18 protein-coding genes are annotated in these 18,343 nt (G+C 62.2%); 9 read left to right on the plus strand and 9 right to left on the minus strand.

The window, feature by feature from the left end; all coding sequences use genetic code 11:
* Window positions 1–15 precede the first annotated feature (15 nt).
* A complete protein-coding gene (locus tag ACX3M4_RS19885; RefSeq protein WP_459354722.1) occupies window positions 16–405 on the plus strand; it encodes a DUF2794 domain-containing protein in 390 nt (129 codons plus the stop codon).
* A 132-nt stretch (window positions 406–537) separates the two neighbouring features.
* On the opposite strand, the gene ACX3M4_RS19890 is transcribed toward ACX3M4_RS19885, so the two are convergent.
* The 4 genes from ACX3M4_RS19890 to ACX3M4_RS19905 form a co-directional block, all read right to left on the minus strand.
* Window positions 538–1,320: a Bax inhibitor-1/YccA family protein gene (locus ACX3M4_RS19890; RefSeq protein WP_459354723.1), complete on the minus strand. Its 783-nt coding sequence runs from the start codon at window positions 1,318–1,320 to the stop codon at window positions 538–540.
* Between the two features lie 170 nt (window positions 1,321–1,490).
* A complete protein-coding gene (locus ACX3M4_RS19895; protein ID WP_459354724.1) occupies window positions 1,491–2,264 on the minus strand; it encodes a hypothetical protein in 774 nt (257 codons plus the stop codon).
* Window positions 2,265–2,431: 167 nt separating this feature from the next.
* Window positions 2,432–5,014, minus strand: coding sequence for an ABC transporter permease (locus ACX3M4_RS19900; protein WP_459354725.1), 2,583 nt, complete (start codon window positions 5,012–5,014; stop codon window positions 2,432–2,434).
* Complete coding sequence (locus ACX3M4_RS19905) at window positions 5,011–5,727, minus strand: ABC transporter ATP-binding protein (RefSeq protein ID WP_459354726.1); 717 nt, start codon at window positions 5,725–5,727, stop codon at window positions 5,011–5,013. Before ACX3M4_RS19905 ends, ACX3M4_RS19900 begins: the two co-directional genes overlap by 4 nt.
* Window positions 5,728–5,849: 122 nt before the next feature.
* Here ACX3M4_RS19905 and ACX3M4_RS19910 point away from each other — a divergent pair, with 122 nt between their 5' ends.
* The 3 genes from ACX3M4_RS19910 to thpR all read left to right on the plus strand — a co-directional run bounded on the left by ACX3M4_RS19910 (window position 5,850) and on the right by thpR (window position 8,443).
* Entirely contained in the window at window positions 5,850–6,479 is a 630-nt protein-coding gene (locus tag ACX3M4_RS19910) for an arylesterase (protein ID WP_459354727.1), read from the plus strand.
* 73 nt (window positions 6,480–6,552) lie between these two features.
* Window positions 6,553–7,605, plus strand: coding sequence for an aldo/keto reductase (locus ACX3M4_RS19915; RefSeq protein ID WP_459354728.1), 1,053 nt, complete (start codon window positions 6,553–6,555; stop codon window positions 7,603–7,605).
* 301 nt (window positions 7,606–7,906) lie between these two features.
* Window positions 7,907–8,443, plus strand: coding sequence for an RNA 2',3'-cyclic phosphodiesterase (gene thpR / locus ACX3M4_RS19920; protein ID WP_459354729.1), 537 nt, complete (start codon window positions 7,907–7,909; stop codon window positions 8,441–8,443).
* 227 nt (window positions 8,444–8,670) lie between these two features.
* On the opposite strand, the gene ACX3M4_RS19925 is transcribed toward thpR, so the two are convergent.
* Window positions 8,671–9,330 (minus strand): DUF922 domain-containing protein, encoded by a 660-nt coding sequence (locus ACX3M4_RS19925; RefSeq protein WP_459354730.1) that lies wholly within the window; start codon window positions 9,328–9,330, stop codon window positions 8,671–8,673.
* Between the two features lie 290 nt (window positions 9,331–9,620).
* On the opposite strand from ACX3M4_RS19925, the gene ACX3M4_RS19930 reads away from it, so the two are divergent.
* Together ACX3M4_RS19930 and ACX3M4_RS19935 are read left to right on the plus strand one after the other, a co-directional pair.
* Window positions 9,621–10,109 carry a CHASE3 domain-containing protein gene (locus tag ACX3M4_RS19930; RefSeq protein ID WP_459354731.1) on the plus strand — a complete coding sequence of 163 codons (489 nt, stop codon included), beginning with the start codon at window positions 9,621–9,623 and terminating at the stop codon, window positions 10,107–10,109.
* Window positions 10,070–11,575, plus strand: a complete 1,506-nt coding sequence (locus tag ACX3M4_RS19935; RefSeq protein ID WP_459354732.1) for a methyl-accepting chemotaxis protein — start codon at window positions 10,070–10,072, stop codon at window positions 11,573–11,575. Before ACX3M4_RS19930 ends, ACX3M4_RS19935 begins: the two co-directional genes overlap by 40 nt.
* On the opposite strand, the gene ACX3M4_RS19940 is transcribed toward ACX3M4_RS19935, so the two are convergent.
* On the minus strand, window positions 11,572–12,807 hold the full coding sequence (locus tag ACX3M4_RS19940; RefSeq protein ID WP_459354733.1) for a glycosyltransferase family 4 protein: 1,236 nt from the start codon (window positions 12,805–12,807) through the stop codon (window positions 11,572–11,574). The two genes, ACX3M4_RS19935 and ACX3M4_RS19940, sit on opposite strands and share 4 nt — an antisense overlap.
* A gap of 41 nt (window positions 12,808–12,848) precedes the next feature.
* Between ACX3M4_RS19940 and ACX3M4_RS19945 the strand changes: the two genes are divergently transcribed.
* Window positions 12,849–13,622: an alpha/beta hydrolase gene (locus ACX3M4_RS19945; protein ID WP_459354734.1), complete on the plus strand. Its 774-nt coding sequence runs from the start codon at window positions 12,849–12,851 to the stop codon at window positions 13,620–13,622.
* Window positions 13,623–13,676: 54 nt separating this feature from the next.
* Here the strand turns inward: ACX3M4_RS19945 and ACX3M4_RS19950 are convergent, their stop codons facing one another.
* On the minus strand, window positions 13,677–14,318 hold the full coding sequence (locus tag ACX3M4_RS19950; RefSeq protein ID WP_459354735.1) for a DNA-3-methyladenine glycosylase family protein: 642 nt from the start codon (window positions 14,316–14,318) through the stop codon (window positions 13,677–13,679).
* A 121-nt stretch (window positions 14,319–14,439) separates the two neighbouring features.
* Here ACX3M4_RS19950 and gluQRS point away from each other — a divergent pair, with 121 nt between their 5' ends.
* On the plus strand, window positions 14,440–15,324 hold the full coding sequence (gene gluQRS / locus ACX3M4_RS19955) for a tRNA glutamyl-Q(34) synthetase GluQRS (RefSeq protein ID WP_459354736.1): 885 nt from the start codon (window positions 14,440–14,442) through the stop codon (window positions 15,322–15,324).
* 9 nt (window positions 15,325–15,333) lie between these two features.
* Here the strand turns inward: gluQRS and ACX3M4_RS19960 are convergent, their stop codons facing one another.
* Window positions 15,334–16,308: an AEC family transporter gene (locus tag ACX3M4_RS19960; RefSeq protein ID WP_459354737.1), complete on the minus strand. Its 975-nt coding sequence runs from the start codon at window positions 16,306–16,308 to the stop codon at window positions 15,334–15,336.
* 171 nt (window positions 16,309–16,479) lie between these two features.
* Here ACX3M4_RS19960 and ACX3M4_RS19965 point away from each other — a divergent pair, with 171 nt between their 5' ends.
* Entirely contained in the window at window positions 16,480–17,613 is a 1,134-nt protein-coding gene (locus ACX3M4_RS19965; protein WP_459354738.1) for a hybrid sensor histidine kinase/response regulator, read from the plus strand.
* A gap of 9 nt (window positions 17,614–17,622) precedes the next feature.
* On the opposite strand, the gene ACX3M4_RS19970 is transcribed toward ACX3M4_RS19965, so the two are convergent.
* The gene (locus tag ACX3M4_RS19970; RefSeq protein ID WP_459359468.1) at window positions 17,623–18,174 is read right to left on the minus strand and encodes a DsbA family protein; all 552 of its coding nucleotides are present in this window, start codon (window positions 18,172–18,174) and stop codon (window positions 17,623–17,625) included.
* Between the last annotated feature and the right edge of the window lie 169 nt (window positions 18,175–18,343).

Genomic DNA, 18,343 nt, shown 5'->3' on the forward strand with positions numbered 1-18,343 from the left:
CGGAATGGAGGCGGAATGAGCGAAGCCGACGAAAGCGCGTTTCAGCGCGGCACGGGCCTGGGCCCGCTGCCGCACAGCCAAGCGGCTCCCCCTCCCAAACCGATTGTTGCCTTCAACCGGCGCGAACTGGATACGATCCTCAGGCTCTACGGACGCATGGTCGCCGATGGCGAATGGCGAGACTATGCCATCGACCTTTTGAAGGACCGGGCCGTCTTTTCCGTTTTCCGCAGATCGTCCGAGATGCCGCTCTACCGGATCGAGAAGGATCCGAAGCTCTCCCGGCGCCAGGGGGCCTACGCGGTGGTGGCGACCGGCGGCATGATCCTGAAGCGCGGGCATGACCTTGCCCAGGTCCTGCGTGTGCTGGAAAAGAAGAAACACCTGCGCGTGGTCGAGGTTTGACCGGAGCAGCCGTGCGATCGTGACGTGGTGCCCGTCAGATTGCTTGCTGTGCCTGCGCGTGCATTCCTCGTAGGACCAAACAAAATGCCCGGCAGAGCCGGGCTTTCGCATTTTCGTCGGGATGCCGGAAGCTTATTCGCGGTTGCCGAACAGCTGCAGCAGCATGAGGAACATGTTGATGAAGTCGAGGTAAAGACGCAGGGCGCCCATCACAGACTTCTTGGTCGCGACTTCACCGCTGTCGCCTTCATAGTACATTTCCTTGATCTGCTGGGTGTCGTAAGCCGTCAGGCCGGCGAACACCAGGACGCCAATTACGGAAATGGCGAATTGCAGGGCGGACGACGCCATGAAAATGTTGACGATGGACGCGATGACGATGCCGATCAGCCCCATGAACAGGAACGAGCCCCAACCGGACAGGTCCTTCTTGGTGGTGTAGCCGAAGAGGCTGAGGGAGCCAAAGGCGGCGGCAGTAATGAAGAAGACCTGCGCGATCGAGCCCGGTGTGTAGACCAGGAAGATCGAGGACAGGGAGATGCCCATTACAGCGGCATAGACCAGGAACAGGACCCGGGCGCCACCGGCACTCATGGACTGGATGCGGAAAGACAGCCACATCACCATGCCAAGCGGCGCGAGCATGACGACCCATTTCAGCGGGCTGCCATAGATGGCGACGCCCAGCTGGGTCAGCATGCGGCCATTGCCGAGGCTGGCGACGGCGGCGTTCGGGTCGGTGGTGGTGGCCAGCATGACGGTTGCGAGCGCCAGGAACCCGGTCAGCGCAAGGCCGATGGTCATGTAGTTGTAGACACCAAGCATATAGGACCGGAGGCCCTGATCGATGCCGGCCTGGGCGCGTGCGCCAGCGACGGAATACGCGCCTTGTGATTGACGGTCAAAGGTCGACATGGTCGTGGAAATCCCCTTCTAGATCGAAATGCTCATGTAACAGTACATGTAGCACAACTCCCTCAACATATGGGTAAATACGGACCCAAGCACAAGCCGGTTTATCTGAAAAATTTGTAATCTTGCTGCCTGGGACCGCTTTTCATTTCCGCATGCTTAAGATCGAAGGACTATTTCATCGCCTTGAGGCGCGATTCGATCTGCCTGTCGCAGGTGCCGCCCGGATTGCGCACTATTTCCTCGGAAGCGAAATCCAGGATTTCACGCTCCGGATCGCGCATCTGTTCCACTGTCACACCGTCCTTGAACCATTGCAGCACAGCATAGTCACCGCCGGCATCGGTCAGAAACGCGATCGGCTTGCCATCCTCGGTGATGCCCATCCGACCGACCCTGACTTCCTCGATGGTGACCTTGCGGGCCTCGCCGTCGATGGTCAGCCGGTTCTTCGAGACATTCAGCTTCTTCAGCTTGGAGCCAGTCGTGCCGGCCCAGTTGCCGTAAAAGCGCTTGCCCTTCTTTTCGACGGACAGGCAGGAATTTTCGAAATTCGGGATGGAAAGGCGTACGGCAGATACCTCGACCGGATCCGCGTCCTTCGGGGCCAGCGTGTATTTCATCGCATCGTCGCCGGTGCGGTAAACCCGGATGCCCACCGGCGTGTAGCCGTTGTCGTTGATCGTGCGGGTGAAGAAGTCGAACTGGTTGGCGTCGTTGGTGCCGGCGCGGCGGTAGAGCCAGCGTTTGGGAAGGCCATCCTCGAAGACGAGCCAGTCGCTCACAACCAGGCCACGCGGGCCTTCGGGAGTGTTCAGCTGCCAGACACCGGTGTGAAACGGGCTTTCAGCGGTGGCCGCGGACGCGAAGGCGGCAACAGAAATGACGGAAACCGCCGCTGCTTTGGCAAAGGTTTTCAAACGAGATTTATCGAAGAATTGAAACATGCAGGGAGCCCCTTTAACAGTCTTGCCCGGACCTGAACCGGATAAACAAGATCTCTTCAGTATGCAAGTTGCGCGGGGCTGAAGTTTGACGCAACCTGCTCATGATTTATGAATTTTTCCTGACAGGACGGTCCCAGGTGACCTTTCCTGTCAGGAGGTAATTCCTGTCACAGATTTCGTAATACCGGCGCAGGTTTTTCACCCAGCACGCGCCACGTGCCGACCAGACCGAAACCGACGGTCAGCACCAGGGCGGCGAGGGCCGCACCCGCGGCCGTGACGGGCATCATCACGAAGGAACCGTCCATGATCTGCGTGATCACGTACCAGGCGGCGATGCCGCCGGCGACGAGCGCGAAGACGGCGGTCGAGAGGCCCAGGATGGCGTATTCCAGTGCATAGGCAAGGATGAGCCGCGTGCGGGTCGCGCCCAGGGTCTTCAGGATGACCGCGTCATAGATGCGGCTGCGATGTCCGGCGGCCAGGGCACCGGCCAGCACCAGCACACTGGCGATCAGGGTGATGGAGCTCGCCCCCCGGATCGCCCAGGCGAGTTGCGCGACCAGGTCGTTGACCTGGTCGATGGCGTCCTTGACGCGCACGGCGGTTACGGTCGGGTGGGCATTGGAGACGGTTTTCAAAAGGGCCAGCTCGGTTTCAGCGGGGACGTCATTTTCCCAGCCGAGCGTCATCAGATGGGCATGCGGCGCCCCGGCGAAGGTGTTGGGCGAGAACACCATGACGAAATTGATCGCCAGCGACTGCCATTCCACGTCACGCAGATTGGCGATTTCGGCGGTGAGCTCCCGGCCGAGGACGTTGATGGTGATCCGGTCGCCGATGTTCAGGCCGAGATCTGTCGCGGCTTCCGCATCGAAGGATACGAGAGGAAAGCCGGTGTAGTTTTCAGGCCACCAGGACCCCTCTACCAGCTTGGAGTTGGCCGGCAGGCCGCTTGAATAGGTGATGCCGCGGTCGCCGCGCAGCACCCAGCCGGAGCCTTCCTGCACCGGCTTGAAATCCTCCGCGGCAATGTCGTTGAGGCGAACGATGCGGCCGCGCAGCATGGGCACGCTCTGCAGCGAAGCGCCTGGAGCCTCCTGTTTCAGCAGCGCTTCGAAGGTGTCGCGCTCGGTGCTCTGGATGTCGATGAAGAAGAAGCTTGGCGCGCGGTCGGCAATGGTGGCGTTCAGTTCACGGCGCAGGTTCCCGTCGATGAGGGCAAGCGCCACCAGCAGGGAGAGGCCGAGCCCGAGCGACAGCACGACGGAAGGCGTCAGCGCGCCGGGCCGGTGGATATTGGCGATGGCAAGGCGCAGTTCGGTGGATCGGACGCTCGGCATGCGGCGGGCAATGGCCATGATGGCACGGGCAACCAGCACCAGCAGGAAGAAGGCTCCTGCCGATGCGGCGATGTAGACGCCCGCCATGCGCGTGTCGTGCGCAAGAAGCACCGCTATGGCGGCAAGGGTCAGAACCGTAACGGCGGTGGCGACAAGATAGCGCTTGCGCGGCTGTTTTCCTCCGCCGGTGACGATGTCGCGGAAGAGGGCGGTCGGGGGCACGTCATGGGCCCGGCCGAGCGGCCACAGCGCGAAGGCCAGCGCCGTCAGCAGACCGTAGATAAGGCCGAGGACAAGCTCCGACGGGTAGATGCTGGCAACGAGCTTGACCGGCAGAACGGAGGCGAGCGCCGCGCTGGCCGCAAAGGGGATCAAGGCCCCAATGACGAGACCGGCAGCGATGCCGATCAGCGCCAGCACCAGCATCTGCACCAGATAGATGCGGAAAACGAAGCCGCCGGTGGCGCCAAGGCATTTGAAGCTGGCGATGACATCGCGCTTGGTTTCCAGAAACGCGCGGATGGCGTTGGCGACGCCGACACCGCCGACGACCAGCGCTGTCAGGCCGACCAGAGTGAGAAACTGGGCAAAGCGGTCGATGCTGCGCTGGAGGCCCGGTGCCGCGTTGGCACGGGAGCGAATCCGCCAGCCCGCATCCGCCTGAGATGTCCTGGCGTCCTCGATGACCGCTTCAAGCTGCTCCATGCTCGGAAAGGGCGTCATTTTCACCCGGTAATGCCACCGGATCAGGCTTCCAGGCTGCACCAGGCCCGTTTCGGGCAGGGACGCATCGGAAATGAGCAGCCGCGGGCCGAATTCCATGCCTCCGGCCAGTTTGTCCGGTTCGGAGGCGATGGTGCCGGTAATGCGCAGGGTGGCGCGGCCAAGCGAGATCGTGTCGCCGACCTTGAGGTCGAGCCGGGCGAGCAGCGAGGGGTCGGCCACGGCGCCCCATTGGCCGTTTTTGCGCTCAAGGGCTTCGCCAAGCGCTTCTCCGGAGGCAAGTGTCAGCTCGCCGTAGAGCGGATAGGGCGTGTCGACGGCCTTCAATTCAACCAATGCCTGGTCGCTGCCGTCCTGTTTCCGTGCCATGGCGCGCAAGGTCGCCACCCGGGAGACATTGCCGAGGTTCTCAAGAAAGGCCAGCTGTTCGGGTTCGGCTTCGCGGTGAATGAGCGAGAAGTCGAGATCGCCGCCGAGGATCGCCTGGCCTTCCCGCGAGATGCCCTCCGTCAGGGCGCGCGAGACCGAAGTGACACCGGCAATGGCGGCAACGCCGAGCGCGATGCAGGCGATGAAGATGTAAAACCCCTTAAGGCCGCCGCGAAGTTCCCTGAGGGCGAAGCGGGCTGCCAGGCGGAAATCCTGCGCGTTCCCCTGGCCCTTGCCGGCAACGAAGCCGCTCATGCGCCGACCCCTTGTCCGGCTTCGTGGCGGGCAGTGAGCGGTTCTTCTATTTCGCCGGAGCGGACACGGATCACCCGGTCGCAGCGATTGGCGAGACTGGGGTCGTGCGTCACCAGAACAAGCGTCGTGCCGCGGGTTTTCTGGGCCGTGAACATCAGATCGACGATCTGGGCGCCGGTGGTCTCGTCGAGATTGCCGGTCGGCTCGTCGGCGATCAGGATTTCCGGTTCGACGACCAGTGCGCGGGCGACGGCGACGCGCTGCTGCTCACCGCCGGAAAGCTGCGCCGGATAGTGATGCATGCGCTGGCCGAGGCCAACGGCTTCAAGCTCCGCCTTTGCCTTGCCGAAAGCGTCGGTATCGCCGGCGAGTTCCAGCGGCACGGCGACATTTTCCAGCGCCGTCATGTTCGGGACGAGGTGAAAGGATTGGAAGATGATGCCGACATTGCGGCCGCGAAACCGGGCGAGCTGATCCTCCGAGAGCGGTCCGAGTTCGGCGCCCGCGACGTTGATCGCGCCTTCATCCGCCCGTTCCAGGCCTGCCATGACCATCAGCAGTGTCGACTTGCCGGAGCCCGAGGGCCCCACAAGGCCGACGGAAGCGCCTTTTTCGATCTCGAGGTCTATGCCTTTCAGGATATGCACCCGGCCGGCGCCCTCGCCGAGGGTCAGATGGACATTATTCAGGGCGATCGCGGGCGAATTCGTCATCGGCAGGCCTTAAAAAGGAGCGCACGATCGTCATCCCGACAGATGCGTGCCCTCGACAAGAGGTCGTTTTGCGACCATATGGGCCTGATGCAACGCGTCTTCCAGTGCGAAAGAGGAATAGCGTGAACAAGGTTCTTGCCGGTCTCTCCTTTTTGTTTCTGCTCCTGCTGCCTGTGGCAGTTCAGGCGGCCGAGCTGAAACTCGTCGTTCTCGGCGACAGTCTCTCCGCCGGGTTCCAGTTGCCAGCGGGTGCGGGCTTTCCGGAACAATTGCAAAAGGCGCTTGGCGAAAAGGGCTATTCGGTCGAGGTCGTCAATGCCGGCGTCTCCGGCGATACGTCCTTCGGCGGTCTTTCCCGGCTGGACTGGTCGATCGGCCCGGACACGGATGCGGCAATCGTGGAACTCGGCGCAAACGATGCCCTTCGCGGCCTGCCGCCGGAGGCAACAAGGGCCAATATCGATGAAATTGCCCGCCGTCTGAAGGAGCGCGGCGTCGAGGTACTGCTGACCGGCATGCTGGCTCCGCGCAATCTCGGTCCCGATTATGCCGAAGCCTTCGATCCGATTTATGCCGAGGTTGCAAAATCCCGCGAGACCTTGCTTTATCCCTTCTTCCTGGATGGAGTCGCCCTCAATCCGGATCTCAACCTCGACGACGGCATGCATCCGAATGCGGATGGCGTTGCCGTGATTGTTGAAAGAATTCTGCCGAAAGTCGAAGAGCTTTTGGCCAAAGCCCGATCGTCCTGATCGTCCACACACTGTTGGCGCGGAAGCCGTCCGGCTTTCGCTTTGCCCTGTTTTTTGATTGAAGGAAAGCCTGATGGAACACCGCCGTCTCGGCCGCACGGATGTGCAGGTTAGCGCCCTTTGCCTTGGAACCATGACCTTTGGCGAACAGAATTCGGAAGCCGAAGGTCACATGCAGATGGACCATGCCCTCGAAAAGGGCATCAATTTCTTCGATGCTGCCGAACTCTATCCGATCCCGCCGAATAGGGAGACGCAGGGGCGGACCGAGCGCATCATCGGTACGTGGTTCAAGAAGACCGGCAAGCGCAACAAGGTGGTCATGGCCACCAAGATCGTCGGCAGGACGGATATGGACTGGTTCCGCGAGAATGGCGGCAAGGCCAGTCTCACCCGTGCGCAGATCGAATTTGCGGTCGACCGCAGCCTGAAGAACCTGCAGACCGACTATATCGATCTGTACCAGATTCACTGGCCGGACCGGAACGTCTCGGGCTTCGGCTCCAACCCGACGCGCTGGGTGGATGTGGACCAGGCTGAGGACGAAAACAGCATTCAGTCAACGCTGGAAGTCCTTGGCGATCTCGTCAAGGCCGGCAAGATCCGCCATGTCGGCGTTTCCAACGAAAGCTCCTGGGGCACCATGCGGTATGTCGCCGCCTCCGAACTTCACGGCCTGCCGCGCGTCGCTTCGATCCAGAATGCCTATTCGCTGGTCAACCGGACGTTCGAGACCGGCCTTGCGGAAATCGCCCGGCGGGAGAATGTCGGCCTTCTCGGTTATTCGGCACTCGCGCAAGGCTACCTGACCGGCAAATACCGGGACGGTGCCCTGCCGGCCGGCGCGCGCAAGACGCTGTTCAACCGGCTGCAGCGCTACGAGCACCCGCGGTCCATCGAGGCGGTCGACGCCTACCTCGATCTTGCGAACGAGGCCGGGCTCGATCCCTCGCAGATGGCGATCGCCTTTGCCATGTCGCGTTCCTTCATGACGTCGGTCATCCTGGGCGCAACGAACATGGAGCAACTGGAGACGGATATCGGGGCGGCGGAGCTCACCCTCGGCAGTGACGTTCTGGAGAAAATCGACGAGTTGCACCAGACTTTCGGCAATCCGGCACCGTAAGTCCGGGCCAATGCCGAAATCGGAACGGTTTCCCTAAAGCGTGTCACGTTCAATTGAATTCACGTGACCCGCTTTCTCTCTTTTTTGACGCACGTCCTTTTGCGAAAAACCGGAACCCACTTTTTCGCGACGTGCACTAAGAGAATCATTTTCAGGCAAAGGCGGGACCGGCTTCAACCGGCCCGTCTTTTGTTGTTCACATCGAATTCGATGGCAATCTCAATATCTTGGTTTTTTGTCTTGCGATTTTCATGAAGTTGATTCCTGATGGGATTCATCAGCGACAGCGGAGGGAAAACCCATGCCGCGCCTATTTACAGGCCTTGAGATTCCGTCCCAGACGGCACTCATGCTTTCAATGCTCCGGGGTGGCCTTCGGGGCGCCCGCTGGATCGATCCTGAAAACTACCACATCACCTTGCGCTTTATCGGCGACATCGACGACCGCACCGCCTATGAGGTGGCCGAAGCGCTCGACCGGGTCCGCCGCGATCCGGTGGAGATCCGCCTGAACGGCCTTGGGTCCTTCGGCAACGGCAAACCGCACGCGGTGTGGGCCCGGGTCGAGCCGACCGCGCAGCTCGGCGAGCTGCAGGCGGAGCAGGAGCGCATCATCCAGCGGCTGCATCTGCCGGCCGAGCGGCGCAAATACATTCCCCATGTCACGATCGCCCGCTGCAGGACCTCGACCAACGAGGATGTGGCCAAGTGGCTGAGCGAACGCGGCAACTTCCAGGCCCAGCCCTTCATTGCCGGACGGTTCGTGCTGTTCTCGGCCAAATCCAGTGTCGGCGGCGGACCCTATCTGGTGGAAGAGGCCTATCCACTGGCGGCGTGAGCTGCCGGAGATTCGGCGGGCCTAGATCAGCAGGCGCACAACCGGAAACGGTTGAGCGTCCAAAAGCTGATCGATCTTAAAGTGGTAGAGCATCTTATGTGCGTTCTCCTGAACGCGCGATGCTCTAAAGCGTGTCGCGTTCAATTGAATTCACGTGACCCGCTTTATCTCTTTTTTGACGCACGCCTTTTTGCGAAAAACCGGAATCCACTTTTTCGCGACGTGCTCTATTCGCCAACATAAAACAGCACCCGGCCGGTGGCGCGGACGGTATCCGCCCGTTGCCGCAGTGTTGCACGCCGCCGGTCGCGCTCCCGGCGCGCCATTTCGAAGAAGCGGTGATAGGTCAGGCGCTTGAGTTCGCGCCGGTCGAAGGCGAGGTGTTTTTCCCGGCAGGCCTTTTTGCCGTCGTTGACAATCCGGCGGATCTGCCAGTCGATGCCACCGCAACTGCGCGGGCGCAATTTCATGACCTTCCGCTCCATGTCGCGGGCACAATCCAGATAGATGCGCCGATGCACCATCTCGTGCCGTCTCGTGAAGGACCGCAGGCTGCGCCAGGCACTGCGAGTGCGCTTGTCGAAGGCCTTCTCGTTGCGCGCCTTGGGCAGCGTCATGGTGAAATGGATCTGAAACCTGAATTGCGTGATCCGGCACTGAGCCTGCTTCTTTTCGGTTTTGAACGTATAGGAATAGCGCGGACGGATATTGGCGATCGCAGGGCCATAGTCGCCGCGAAACGGACGGTTGCGCATGAAGGCTGCCACTTCCATCGCCGAGGTTCCGCGGACGACATAACTCTTTTCCGTGAGATCGGAACGTATTTCAGCGCGAGAAATATCCCCCGATCCGAGGATCGGGCCAATGAGGACGATAAAAATCGTCATCCGGCGCACGGTCATCGGTCCTTGACTGGACAATTATGCAGATTGAACAGAGTAGCACGAGTTGAAAGCAGTCAAAAGGCGTTGCCAAATCAGCTTTTCAAATTAGATGGCTAATAAAGACCGGAATCTTTTTCTTTTTGATTGAGTCTTTATCCTGTTTAAACCTGTAGTTTAGAAAAAACACTGACCAAAAATTCAAGCTCTGTAAAGGAATATTAATCGCTTTTGTTTCATCTGGTGAGTCTGTGCAGCACTCGAAAAGAGTGACCCAAAACAAAAAAGAGACCCAGATGAAGTTTCTAGCCGACCTGCCCATCGCAGTGCGCGTGGGTGCGCTTTCCGCGATTACCATCGTCGCCATCGGCGTGCTTCTCGGCACGTCGTTCTACAGCCAGAAGATCGTGTCGACGGAGATCGACAATCTCGCCGAATATTCCCAGATGGACTATTACGTGTCGCAGGTTCAGGCGCATGCCCAGAACATGCGGCGCAGCCAGAAGGACTTCCTTTTGACGAAGGATCCGGCGTTCGTCGAGGAATACAATGCGGAATTCGACGAGGCCAAGACCCGTCTCGGCGATGTCGAGGCCAAGGACCAGTCGGCGCCGGTCAAGGGCAACATCTCAAGCCTGCACAAGGTGCTGGACGAGCATCAGGCGCAGTTCGTAATCCTGTCCGGCAGATGGGCCTGGACGAGAACAGCGGCCTTCAGGGTGCGTTGCGCACTGCGGTGCAGGATGTGGAGAAGAGGCTGGATGCCGCAAATCTCGACGCTCTGACGGCGAAGATGCTGATGATGCGCCGGCATGAAAAGGACTTCATGCTGCGCGGAGCCGAGAAATATATCGGCGACATCGACAAGCGCAGGGCCGAGTTCGCGGACCTGTTGCCCAAGAGCGGCCTCAACGACGGTGAACAGGGAGAAATCACCAAACTGCTCGACACCTATCAGGCCGCCTTCAAGAACTACGCAACCAAAGCCGGTGAAATCAAGGCCGCTCTCGAAAAGACGGAAAAGATCTATTCCAGGATCGCTCCCGAATGGTCGGCGATGTCGGAAGCCGCCTATGCCGGCAAACAGGCCGCGGAAATGGCACTTGCCGGCGCGCAGACCGCGTCCCGCATGACCTATCTGACCGTCTCGGCCATCGCCCTTGCACTTGCCATCGGCCTCGGCTGGCTCATCGGGCGCAGCATCACCGGCCCGATCAAGTCGCTGACGGGGACCATGCGTTCGCTCGCCGGCGGTGAAATCGACATCGACGTTCAGTTCACCGACCGCAAGAGCGAGATCGGCAGCATGGCGCGGGCCGTCGAGGTGTTCCGCACCAATGCCATCCGCACCCGCGAGCTGGAAGAGGAACAGACCGCCCAGGCCGCGCGGGCGGAGCAGGACAAGCGTTCCCTCATGGAGCGGCTCGCCAAACAGTTCGACGTCTCTGTCGGTGCCATCGTCCAGCGCGTCGCCAGCACGGCGGCCAGCCTGGACCAGAGCGCGCAGACCATGTCGCGCGTCTCCTCCAACACCAGCGAGCGTGCCGAGAACGCCGCGCTTGCCTCGTCGCAGACAACGGAAAATGTCAGCGTCGTCGCCTCTGCCGCAGAGGAAATGACGGCCTCCATCAGCGAGATCAACCAGCAGGTCATCCGCGCCTCCGCCGCCTCGCGCAGTGCTGCCCAGGACGTCGCCCAGACCGCGAACCAGATGGACGCGCTTGCAGGCATGGCCGATCGGATCGGCGAGGTAGTGTCCATGATCTCCGACATCGCCGAGCAGACAAACCTCTTGGCGCTGAATGCCACCATCGAATCCGCCCGTGCCGGCGAGGCCGGAAAGGGCTTTGCGGTGGTCGCCAGCGAAGTGAAGGCGCTCGCCAGCGAGACCGCCAAGGCGACCGAGAGCATTTCCGAGCTGGTGACCGAGATCCAGGCAGAGACCAAGACCGCGGTCGGCTCAATCGGCAAGATCGGCGATGTCATCCGCGATCTGGAACAGTCCTCCACCGCCATCGCATCCGCGATGGAAGAGCAGGGTGCAACGACGCAGAGCGTTGCGGAGAACGTCGCCCAGGCGGCCAACGGCACCCGCGATGTCTCCGACAGCATTCAGGTGGTGAAGGAAGCTTCGGTGGAAGCGAGCGACGCGACTCGGCAGGTGCAGGACAGTATCGACGAGCTGACGCAGCAGTCGGGCCTGCTCAGAGAGGAAGTCGGCCGTTTCCTGGAGCAGATCCGGGCAGCTTAAGCCGGAGAGTCTGTAGACCCCAGGACCTTGAGATAGACCTCAAGCGTCCGGTCGCACATGATTTCGACGGAAAAATTCTGACGGACATGGCCGAGCGCCCTGTCCGTCAGTTTCGTTTTTGCCGCCTCGTTCATGGTGAGCACGTTGCGGATGGCTTTTGCGAGAGCTTGCGCGTCGCCGGGTGGCACACGCCAGCCGGTACGCTGGTCTTCAGCAGCTTCCGGCGGGGCGAGCACGGTTTCAGGCACCGCGCCGAGATCGGAAACGATGACCGGCACACCGGCCGCCTGCGCTTCGACAGCGGCCCGGCCGAAAGCCTCTGGTTCGATGGAGGCGACAATGGCAAGGTCGGCCAGAGCGAGGGCAGCGGGCACGTCGGCGCAATGCCCGACCAGCCGCACCCGGTCCTGCAGATTGTGCTCGGCGATCAGTTTTTTAAGGTCGGCCACATAACCGTCGCGCCCCTGGGCGTCGCCGGCCAGGATGGCAATCGGGTCGCCGAGGCCTGCCTCCTTCAGGAGGTTCATCGCCTCGATCAGCACCCGCTGCCCCTTCCACGCGGTCAGGCGGGCCATGTTCAGGATCACCGGCCGCCCGGCCGGGAGGCCCCACTGGTCCTTGAGCGCCTGGCGCCGCAGGGCGCTGACATTGTCCGGATGAAGGCTCTTCAGATCCGAACCGCGCTGGATGACGGTGATCCGGTCTCTGGCAAAGGCATGACGGCCGGCAATCAGGTCGGCAATGAAATGGGAATTGGCAATCACCGCATCGCCGCGCGCCATGACGGAATTGTAAAAGGCCTTCAGCGCGTTCGACTGGTTATAGGTGCCGTGATAGGTGGTGACGAAGGGTGTCTTCGTGCGCCGGGCCGCCCAAAGTGCCGACCAGGCCGGGGCCCGGCTGCGCGCATGCAGGACGCTCACCTTGCGCTCCGTTACGATTTCGGCCAGGCGCGCAGCATTCTTCCAGAGCGTCACAGGGTTCTTGGCCTTGACCGGCAGTTGGATGTGCTCGGCGCCATAGGCTTCCAGCTCCGCCACCAGCTGCCCACCCTGGCTTGCGACCAGCGCCGTGCCGCCCCCGGCGACAACCGCCCGTGCCACATCAAGCGTCGTGCGCTCGGCACCGCCGGAATTGAGATCCGGGATCACTTGCAGAATGGTGGTCTTGGGCGGCAGGGCAACCAACGCGGAAACTCCGGGAAACTTTTCAAGACGGAATGTCTGTGCCAAATGGCTTGTCTGAAAACGATGAGCTGAACGAGAGACTTAATATGGGTGCGAGCGAACCGCAATTCATCCCTGTCGGAAAAAGCGGCAAGACCCGACGGATCGCTGTACGGGCGGTCCCGGGCGCACAGCCGGGCCTGCTCTGGCTGTCCGGTTTCAAGTCCGACATGTCCGGAACCAAGGCCGAGGCGCTTACCGGTTTCGGCGAAGAGGGGGGCCGGGCGGTGGTTCGGTTCGATTATTCCGGTCATGGTCTGTCGGACGGCGACTTCGAGGACGCCTGCGTTTCGGACTGGCTGGAGGAGGCGGAAGCCGTCTTCGACCGCTTTTGCCCCGGCGAAACCGTGCTTGTCGGGTCTTCCATGGGCGGCTGGATTGCGCTGCTGCTCGCTCTCAGCCGCAAGGCAAGCGGCCGGATCAAGGGCCTGGTCCTGATCGCGCCCGCCGTCGATTTCACCGAGGAACTGATGTGGAAGCAGCGGTTCTCGGAAGAGATCCGCAACGCGATCCTGACCGATGGCCGCTGGGAACAGCCATCGGCCTATAGCGAAGACCCTTACGTGATCACCCGCAAACTGATCGAGGACGGCCGCAAGCATCTTCTCTTCGGCAAACCGCTGCATCTCGGCGTGCCGGTGACGATCCTTCAGGGGGCAGAGGACCCGGACGTTCCGGCCAGCCACGCGCAACGGCTGGTCGAAGCCCTGCCGCAGGACGATGTCACCTATTCACTGGTGCCAGATGGCGATCACCGGCTGTCGCGGCCGCAGGACATCGATCTTCTGCTGCGGGCGGTGGCGGATATGGCGGAAAGCTGATCGATCTTTAAGTGGAGGAGCATCTGATATGCGTTTTCCTGAACGCACGATGCTCTAAACCGGCAGCGTCTCGCGTCCCTGCTTGCGCACCTTGTACCAGGCCCAGAACAGGCGGGCGGCAACGGCCCGATGTGGTGCCCAGGCTTCGGCGATGGTGTCGAGCGTCTTCGGCGCGGGACGCTCGGGCAGGCCGAGAGCGTCTTGCACCGCGATCTGCAGGGCCAGATCGCCGCTCGGGAAGACATCCGGGTGCCCGGCACAGAAGAGCAGGAAGATGTCCGCCGTCCAGCGGCCGATGCCCTTGATGGCGCAGAGGCGAGCATGGGCTTCGTCGGCGGGCGCTTCGGCCAGATGGGCCAGATCGAGGCCGCCAAGGCAGGCTTCGGTGACCGCGCGCAGGGTCCGGATTTTCGGCCGGGACAGACCGGCGCTGGCAAGATCCGCGTCGCAGAACCCGTCGAGCTTTTCAGCCGTCAGCGGTTCGACCAGCACTTGTAGCCTTGCGAAGATCGCCGAAGCGCTCGCCACCGACACCTGCTGCCCGGTGACAATATGGGCGAGCCCTTCAAAATCCGCCTTACGGCGTCTCAGGGGAATGGGTCCTGCCATATCGGCAATCGGCACCAGTCTCGGATCGGCCGCGAGGAGCGCCGTCAGACCGTCCTGAATGTCGTCGTCGGTGGCAATCGGCTTCATCGGTCGAACCGGCTGTCCGTTAGGGAGAGGCGGGCGAGAGGCACTTGCATGGCCGCCCGGGAGTGATAGGTAGGGTTTGAACGATCCCGTCCCGGCCCGTCAAGCGATACCTCACCAGAAGATGACCAAGCCCGTCCTCCGCTTTGCCCCTTCGCCCAACGGGCATCTGCATCTCGGGCACGCCCTTTCCGCATTGCTGAACGCCCGTGCCGCCGTCGCCCTCAGCGGCCGGTTTCTGGTGCGCGTGGAGGATATCGACCAGACCCGCTGCACGCCGGAGCTCGAGCGGGACATGTTCGAGGATCTTGTCTGGCTAAATGTCCCGCTGGATCAGCCGGTCATACGGCAGTCGCAGTGTTTTCCGTTTTACCGCGCCGCCTTGGAGCAGCTGCAGGACATGGGGCTGGTCTATCCGGCCTATCTCACCCGGGCCGAGATAAAGGCGCATGTCGCAACGGCAGAGGCCGAAGGCAAGGCCTGGCCGCGCGATCCGGACGGAGCGCCGCTCTATCCCGGCGACCGGGCCGTGCTTTCAGAAGCCGAGTGCAGGGACCGGGCCGAAAGCGATGCCCCCTTTGCGCTCCGCCTCGATATGGCGGCCGCCCTGGCCCGGCTTGGCAAACCGCTCTTCTGGCAGGAGGCCGGATCCGAGGGCGAAACCCTTTTTGGCCCGGCAGCGGCCATCGCGGCCGATCCGGCTGCATGGGGCGACGTGGTGCTGGCGCGCAAGGAAACACCCACCAGCTATCATCTTTCCGTCGTCGTCGACGACGCACGCCAGGGCATCACGGATGTCATCCGGGGACAGGACCTTTACCACGCCACCAGCGTGCACAGGCTGCTGCAGGAACTGCTCGGCCTGCCGGCGCCGGTCTACCGGCATCACCGGCTGATCCTGGGCGAGGACGGCCGCAAACTCTCCAAGTCCAATCAGGACACCAGCCTGCGGTCGCTGCGCGCGGCCGGGATGACCCATGCCGAGTTGCGCCGGCGGATCGGTCTGTGACCCGTCACCTCATCGCAGGCTGAGCCCGAACCACTGGTCCAGGAACCAGACCCAAAGACTGGTCGAGACGATTGCGGTGAGGGTGGTCATCGTAATGGCGTTGGCGGACATGGCATGTCCGGTGCCATAGCGGTTGGCGAAGATATAGGCGTTGACACCTGTCGGGCAGCTGGCGGTCAGGGTCGCCACCGCCGTCCACAATGGCGGCAGGTCAAAGACGAAGGCGCCGGTGACAAAGACGATTACCGGCATCACGGCGATCTTGATCACGCTCAGGAGCAGGCCCGGCAGAACGTTGCCGCGCATGCCGTATTGCACCAGGCTCATGCCGAGCGACAAGAGCGCCAACGGCAGCGCCGTACCGGCGATCCGGTTGAGCACGTCCATCCCGATCTCCGGGATCTGAAGCCCGGTCAGCCGCCAGAGGAAAGCGGCGATGATCGTGAGGACGAGCGGATTTCGGACCAGGCTTTTCGCAGCCCCTTTCAGCAGCGACCCGAGCGGCGGCTTTTGGGTTCCCTTGTCGGCCGCGGCAGCGCGTTCCATGGCGATCGCCATCAGGACCGTCATCACCGCCAGGTGGATTGAAATGATCAGGAGAACCGGAACCAGGCCGTCATCGCCATAGACCGCCGCGGCAAGCGGCAACCCGACCATGATCGTGTTGGCGAAGGCCGCGGATATCCCGCCGATGGCACTGGCCCTTGCATCCCGGCCGAAAAACTTGCGGATGAGCAGCGCTCCCATGAACCAGGCCGAGCCGACACCGATAAAATAGGTCGCCCAGAGGGACAGCGGCAGGCCGGAGCTCAGGTCCGCATTGATAAGGCTGCGGAAGATCAGGACCGGAATGGCGACCACATAGACGAATTGACCAAGCGCCTCGCTGGCGGTTTCGCCCAGGACGCGAAATTTAGCCAGGACGTAGCCGACGCCGATCAGCACGAAAACGGGAGCAACGATTGAAAAGGTCTGTACAAGCATGAAGAGCGGCAGCCGGAAGGCTGTTTCAAACAAGGGGTGAGCGGAGCGCAGGTGCGGACTGGATGGACAGCGGCCGACCGTCAGGGTAAGCACGATTCAGACCAACTTGGCTTTTTGGCGCCCGTCTGGCAAGGCCGGGCAGACTTAGTTTCGGTAAGGACAGTGGGCCGCATGGCAGATCAAGACGAGAAAAGCGTCGAGCTTGCGCTTCTGGCCCACGATCTCAGAACGCCCTTGGCGGCCATGCGCCTGACGGCAGAGCTGATTGGCTCGGGTGAGCTCAGTGACAGTCAGCAGGAGCAACTCTCCATCCTGATCCGCTCCATCGACGCGCTGACACAGATGACGGGAGAGCTGGTGGCTGCCGCCGATCCCGCCGCGGCGACAGACGGCGCGCCCGGACGCATCGGCGATATCGTTGCCGAAGTCGCGGATCTTTTCCGGGTCGCTGCCAGGGCCAAGGGGCTGGACTTCGACGTCTCGATTGCAGGAAGCCTCGGCGAGGTTCGGACCTTCAAGGCCGGAACCCTGCGCCGCGTCATCACCACGCTCATCGACAACGCGGTCAAATACACGAGCGATGGCGGCATTTCCGTCGGTCTTGCCGATTCCGGCCCGGACCGCATCCGCATATCGGTGACGGACAGCGGACCGGGCATCGATCTGGAAGAGCGCGCCCGTTTGTTCCGGCCCTTTGTGCGCGGCCGTCGGGGGCGTGAAGCAGGCCCCGGAACCGGGCTCGGGCTCTGGGGGACGGAGCAGATGGTGCGCGACATGAACGGCCGCCTGATCCTGTCCAGCCCGGAGGGTGGCGGCAGCCGGTTCGAAGTCGAGATCCCTGTCGATGCCGACGGCCTCGCGGGACAGCCCGACACCGGGGTGGCCGTCGAAGAAGGACGAAAGACCGGCCTGACCGGCCCGCTGTCGGCGCATGTCCTTATCGTCGACGACAACGAGACCAATTGCCGTCTGCTGTCGGCGCTGCTGGAATCCTTCGGCATCTCCTCGGATGTTGCACGGTCCGGCGAGCAGGCGATCGGCCTGGTGCAGAAAGACAGCTACGACGCGGTGCTGCTCGACCTGCACATGCCCGGCATGAGCGGACTTGAAACCGCGATGGAGCTGCGCGCCCTTGGGTCTGCTGGAAATGTGCCGCTGATCGCGGTGACGGCGGCGCTGGAATCGGTCGGCGACAAGCGCCTGCGCGAGGCTGGCTTTCAGGAGACCCTGACCAAGCCACTGTCTCCGGCGGCGCTCTTTCAGGCAATGGAGCAGGCGGTCAGGCCGCTGGGGTCTGCGGAATAGGCGTCAGTCCTAGGTGCCTTCCGGCTGTGCGCTCGCGGCTTCAAGCGCCTGTTCAAGACGGTCATCCCCCCAGAACAGGTCGCCGTTCGGGGTCACAAAGCTGGGCGCGCCGAAGATGCCGTGCTTTTCGGCTTCGCTCACTGCGGCGCGCAGGCTGATCTTAATTTCGCGCGAATGAGCCTCTTCCAGGATCTGCCGCGCAGGCGCACCCGTTTCCAGCAGCAGATCCGCCATCAGCGCTTCATCGGAAATATCCAGCCCCTGGCCGAATTCGGCGATGAAAACGGCCCTTGTGAACGCACCGATCCAGGACTCTTCCCGGCCTGCTTGTGCAATACGGGCTGCGAGAAGCCCGGCTTGCGGAAAGGGATCGGGCAACATCAGCGGCAGGCCGTAGCGTTCGCATTGGCGTTCCATGTCGCGCCACATGTAGCGCCCCTTGGCAGGATAAAGATTGAAGGGCGAAGTCTGCCAGCCCTGCTTCTTGAAGATCGGTCCCAGCAGAAAAGGCCGCCAGGCGATGGCGACGCCCTGATCTTTCGCCAGCGCCTCGATCCGCATCGCCGAAAGGTAGCTGTAGGTGGAGGCAAATTCGTACCAGAATTCCAGCACCGGCCTTGCGTCTGGCCGCAATGACACGATGTTCGTGCGGGCGGGATGCTCGGGCGGCAACTTGTCTGGCACGGTTCGAACTCCGCAAATTCCCGCGCCGGTCAGCCGCAAGGAGGGG

The sequence above is a fragment of the Roseibium sp. M-1 genome (assembly GCF_054515675.1).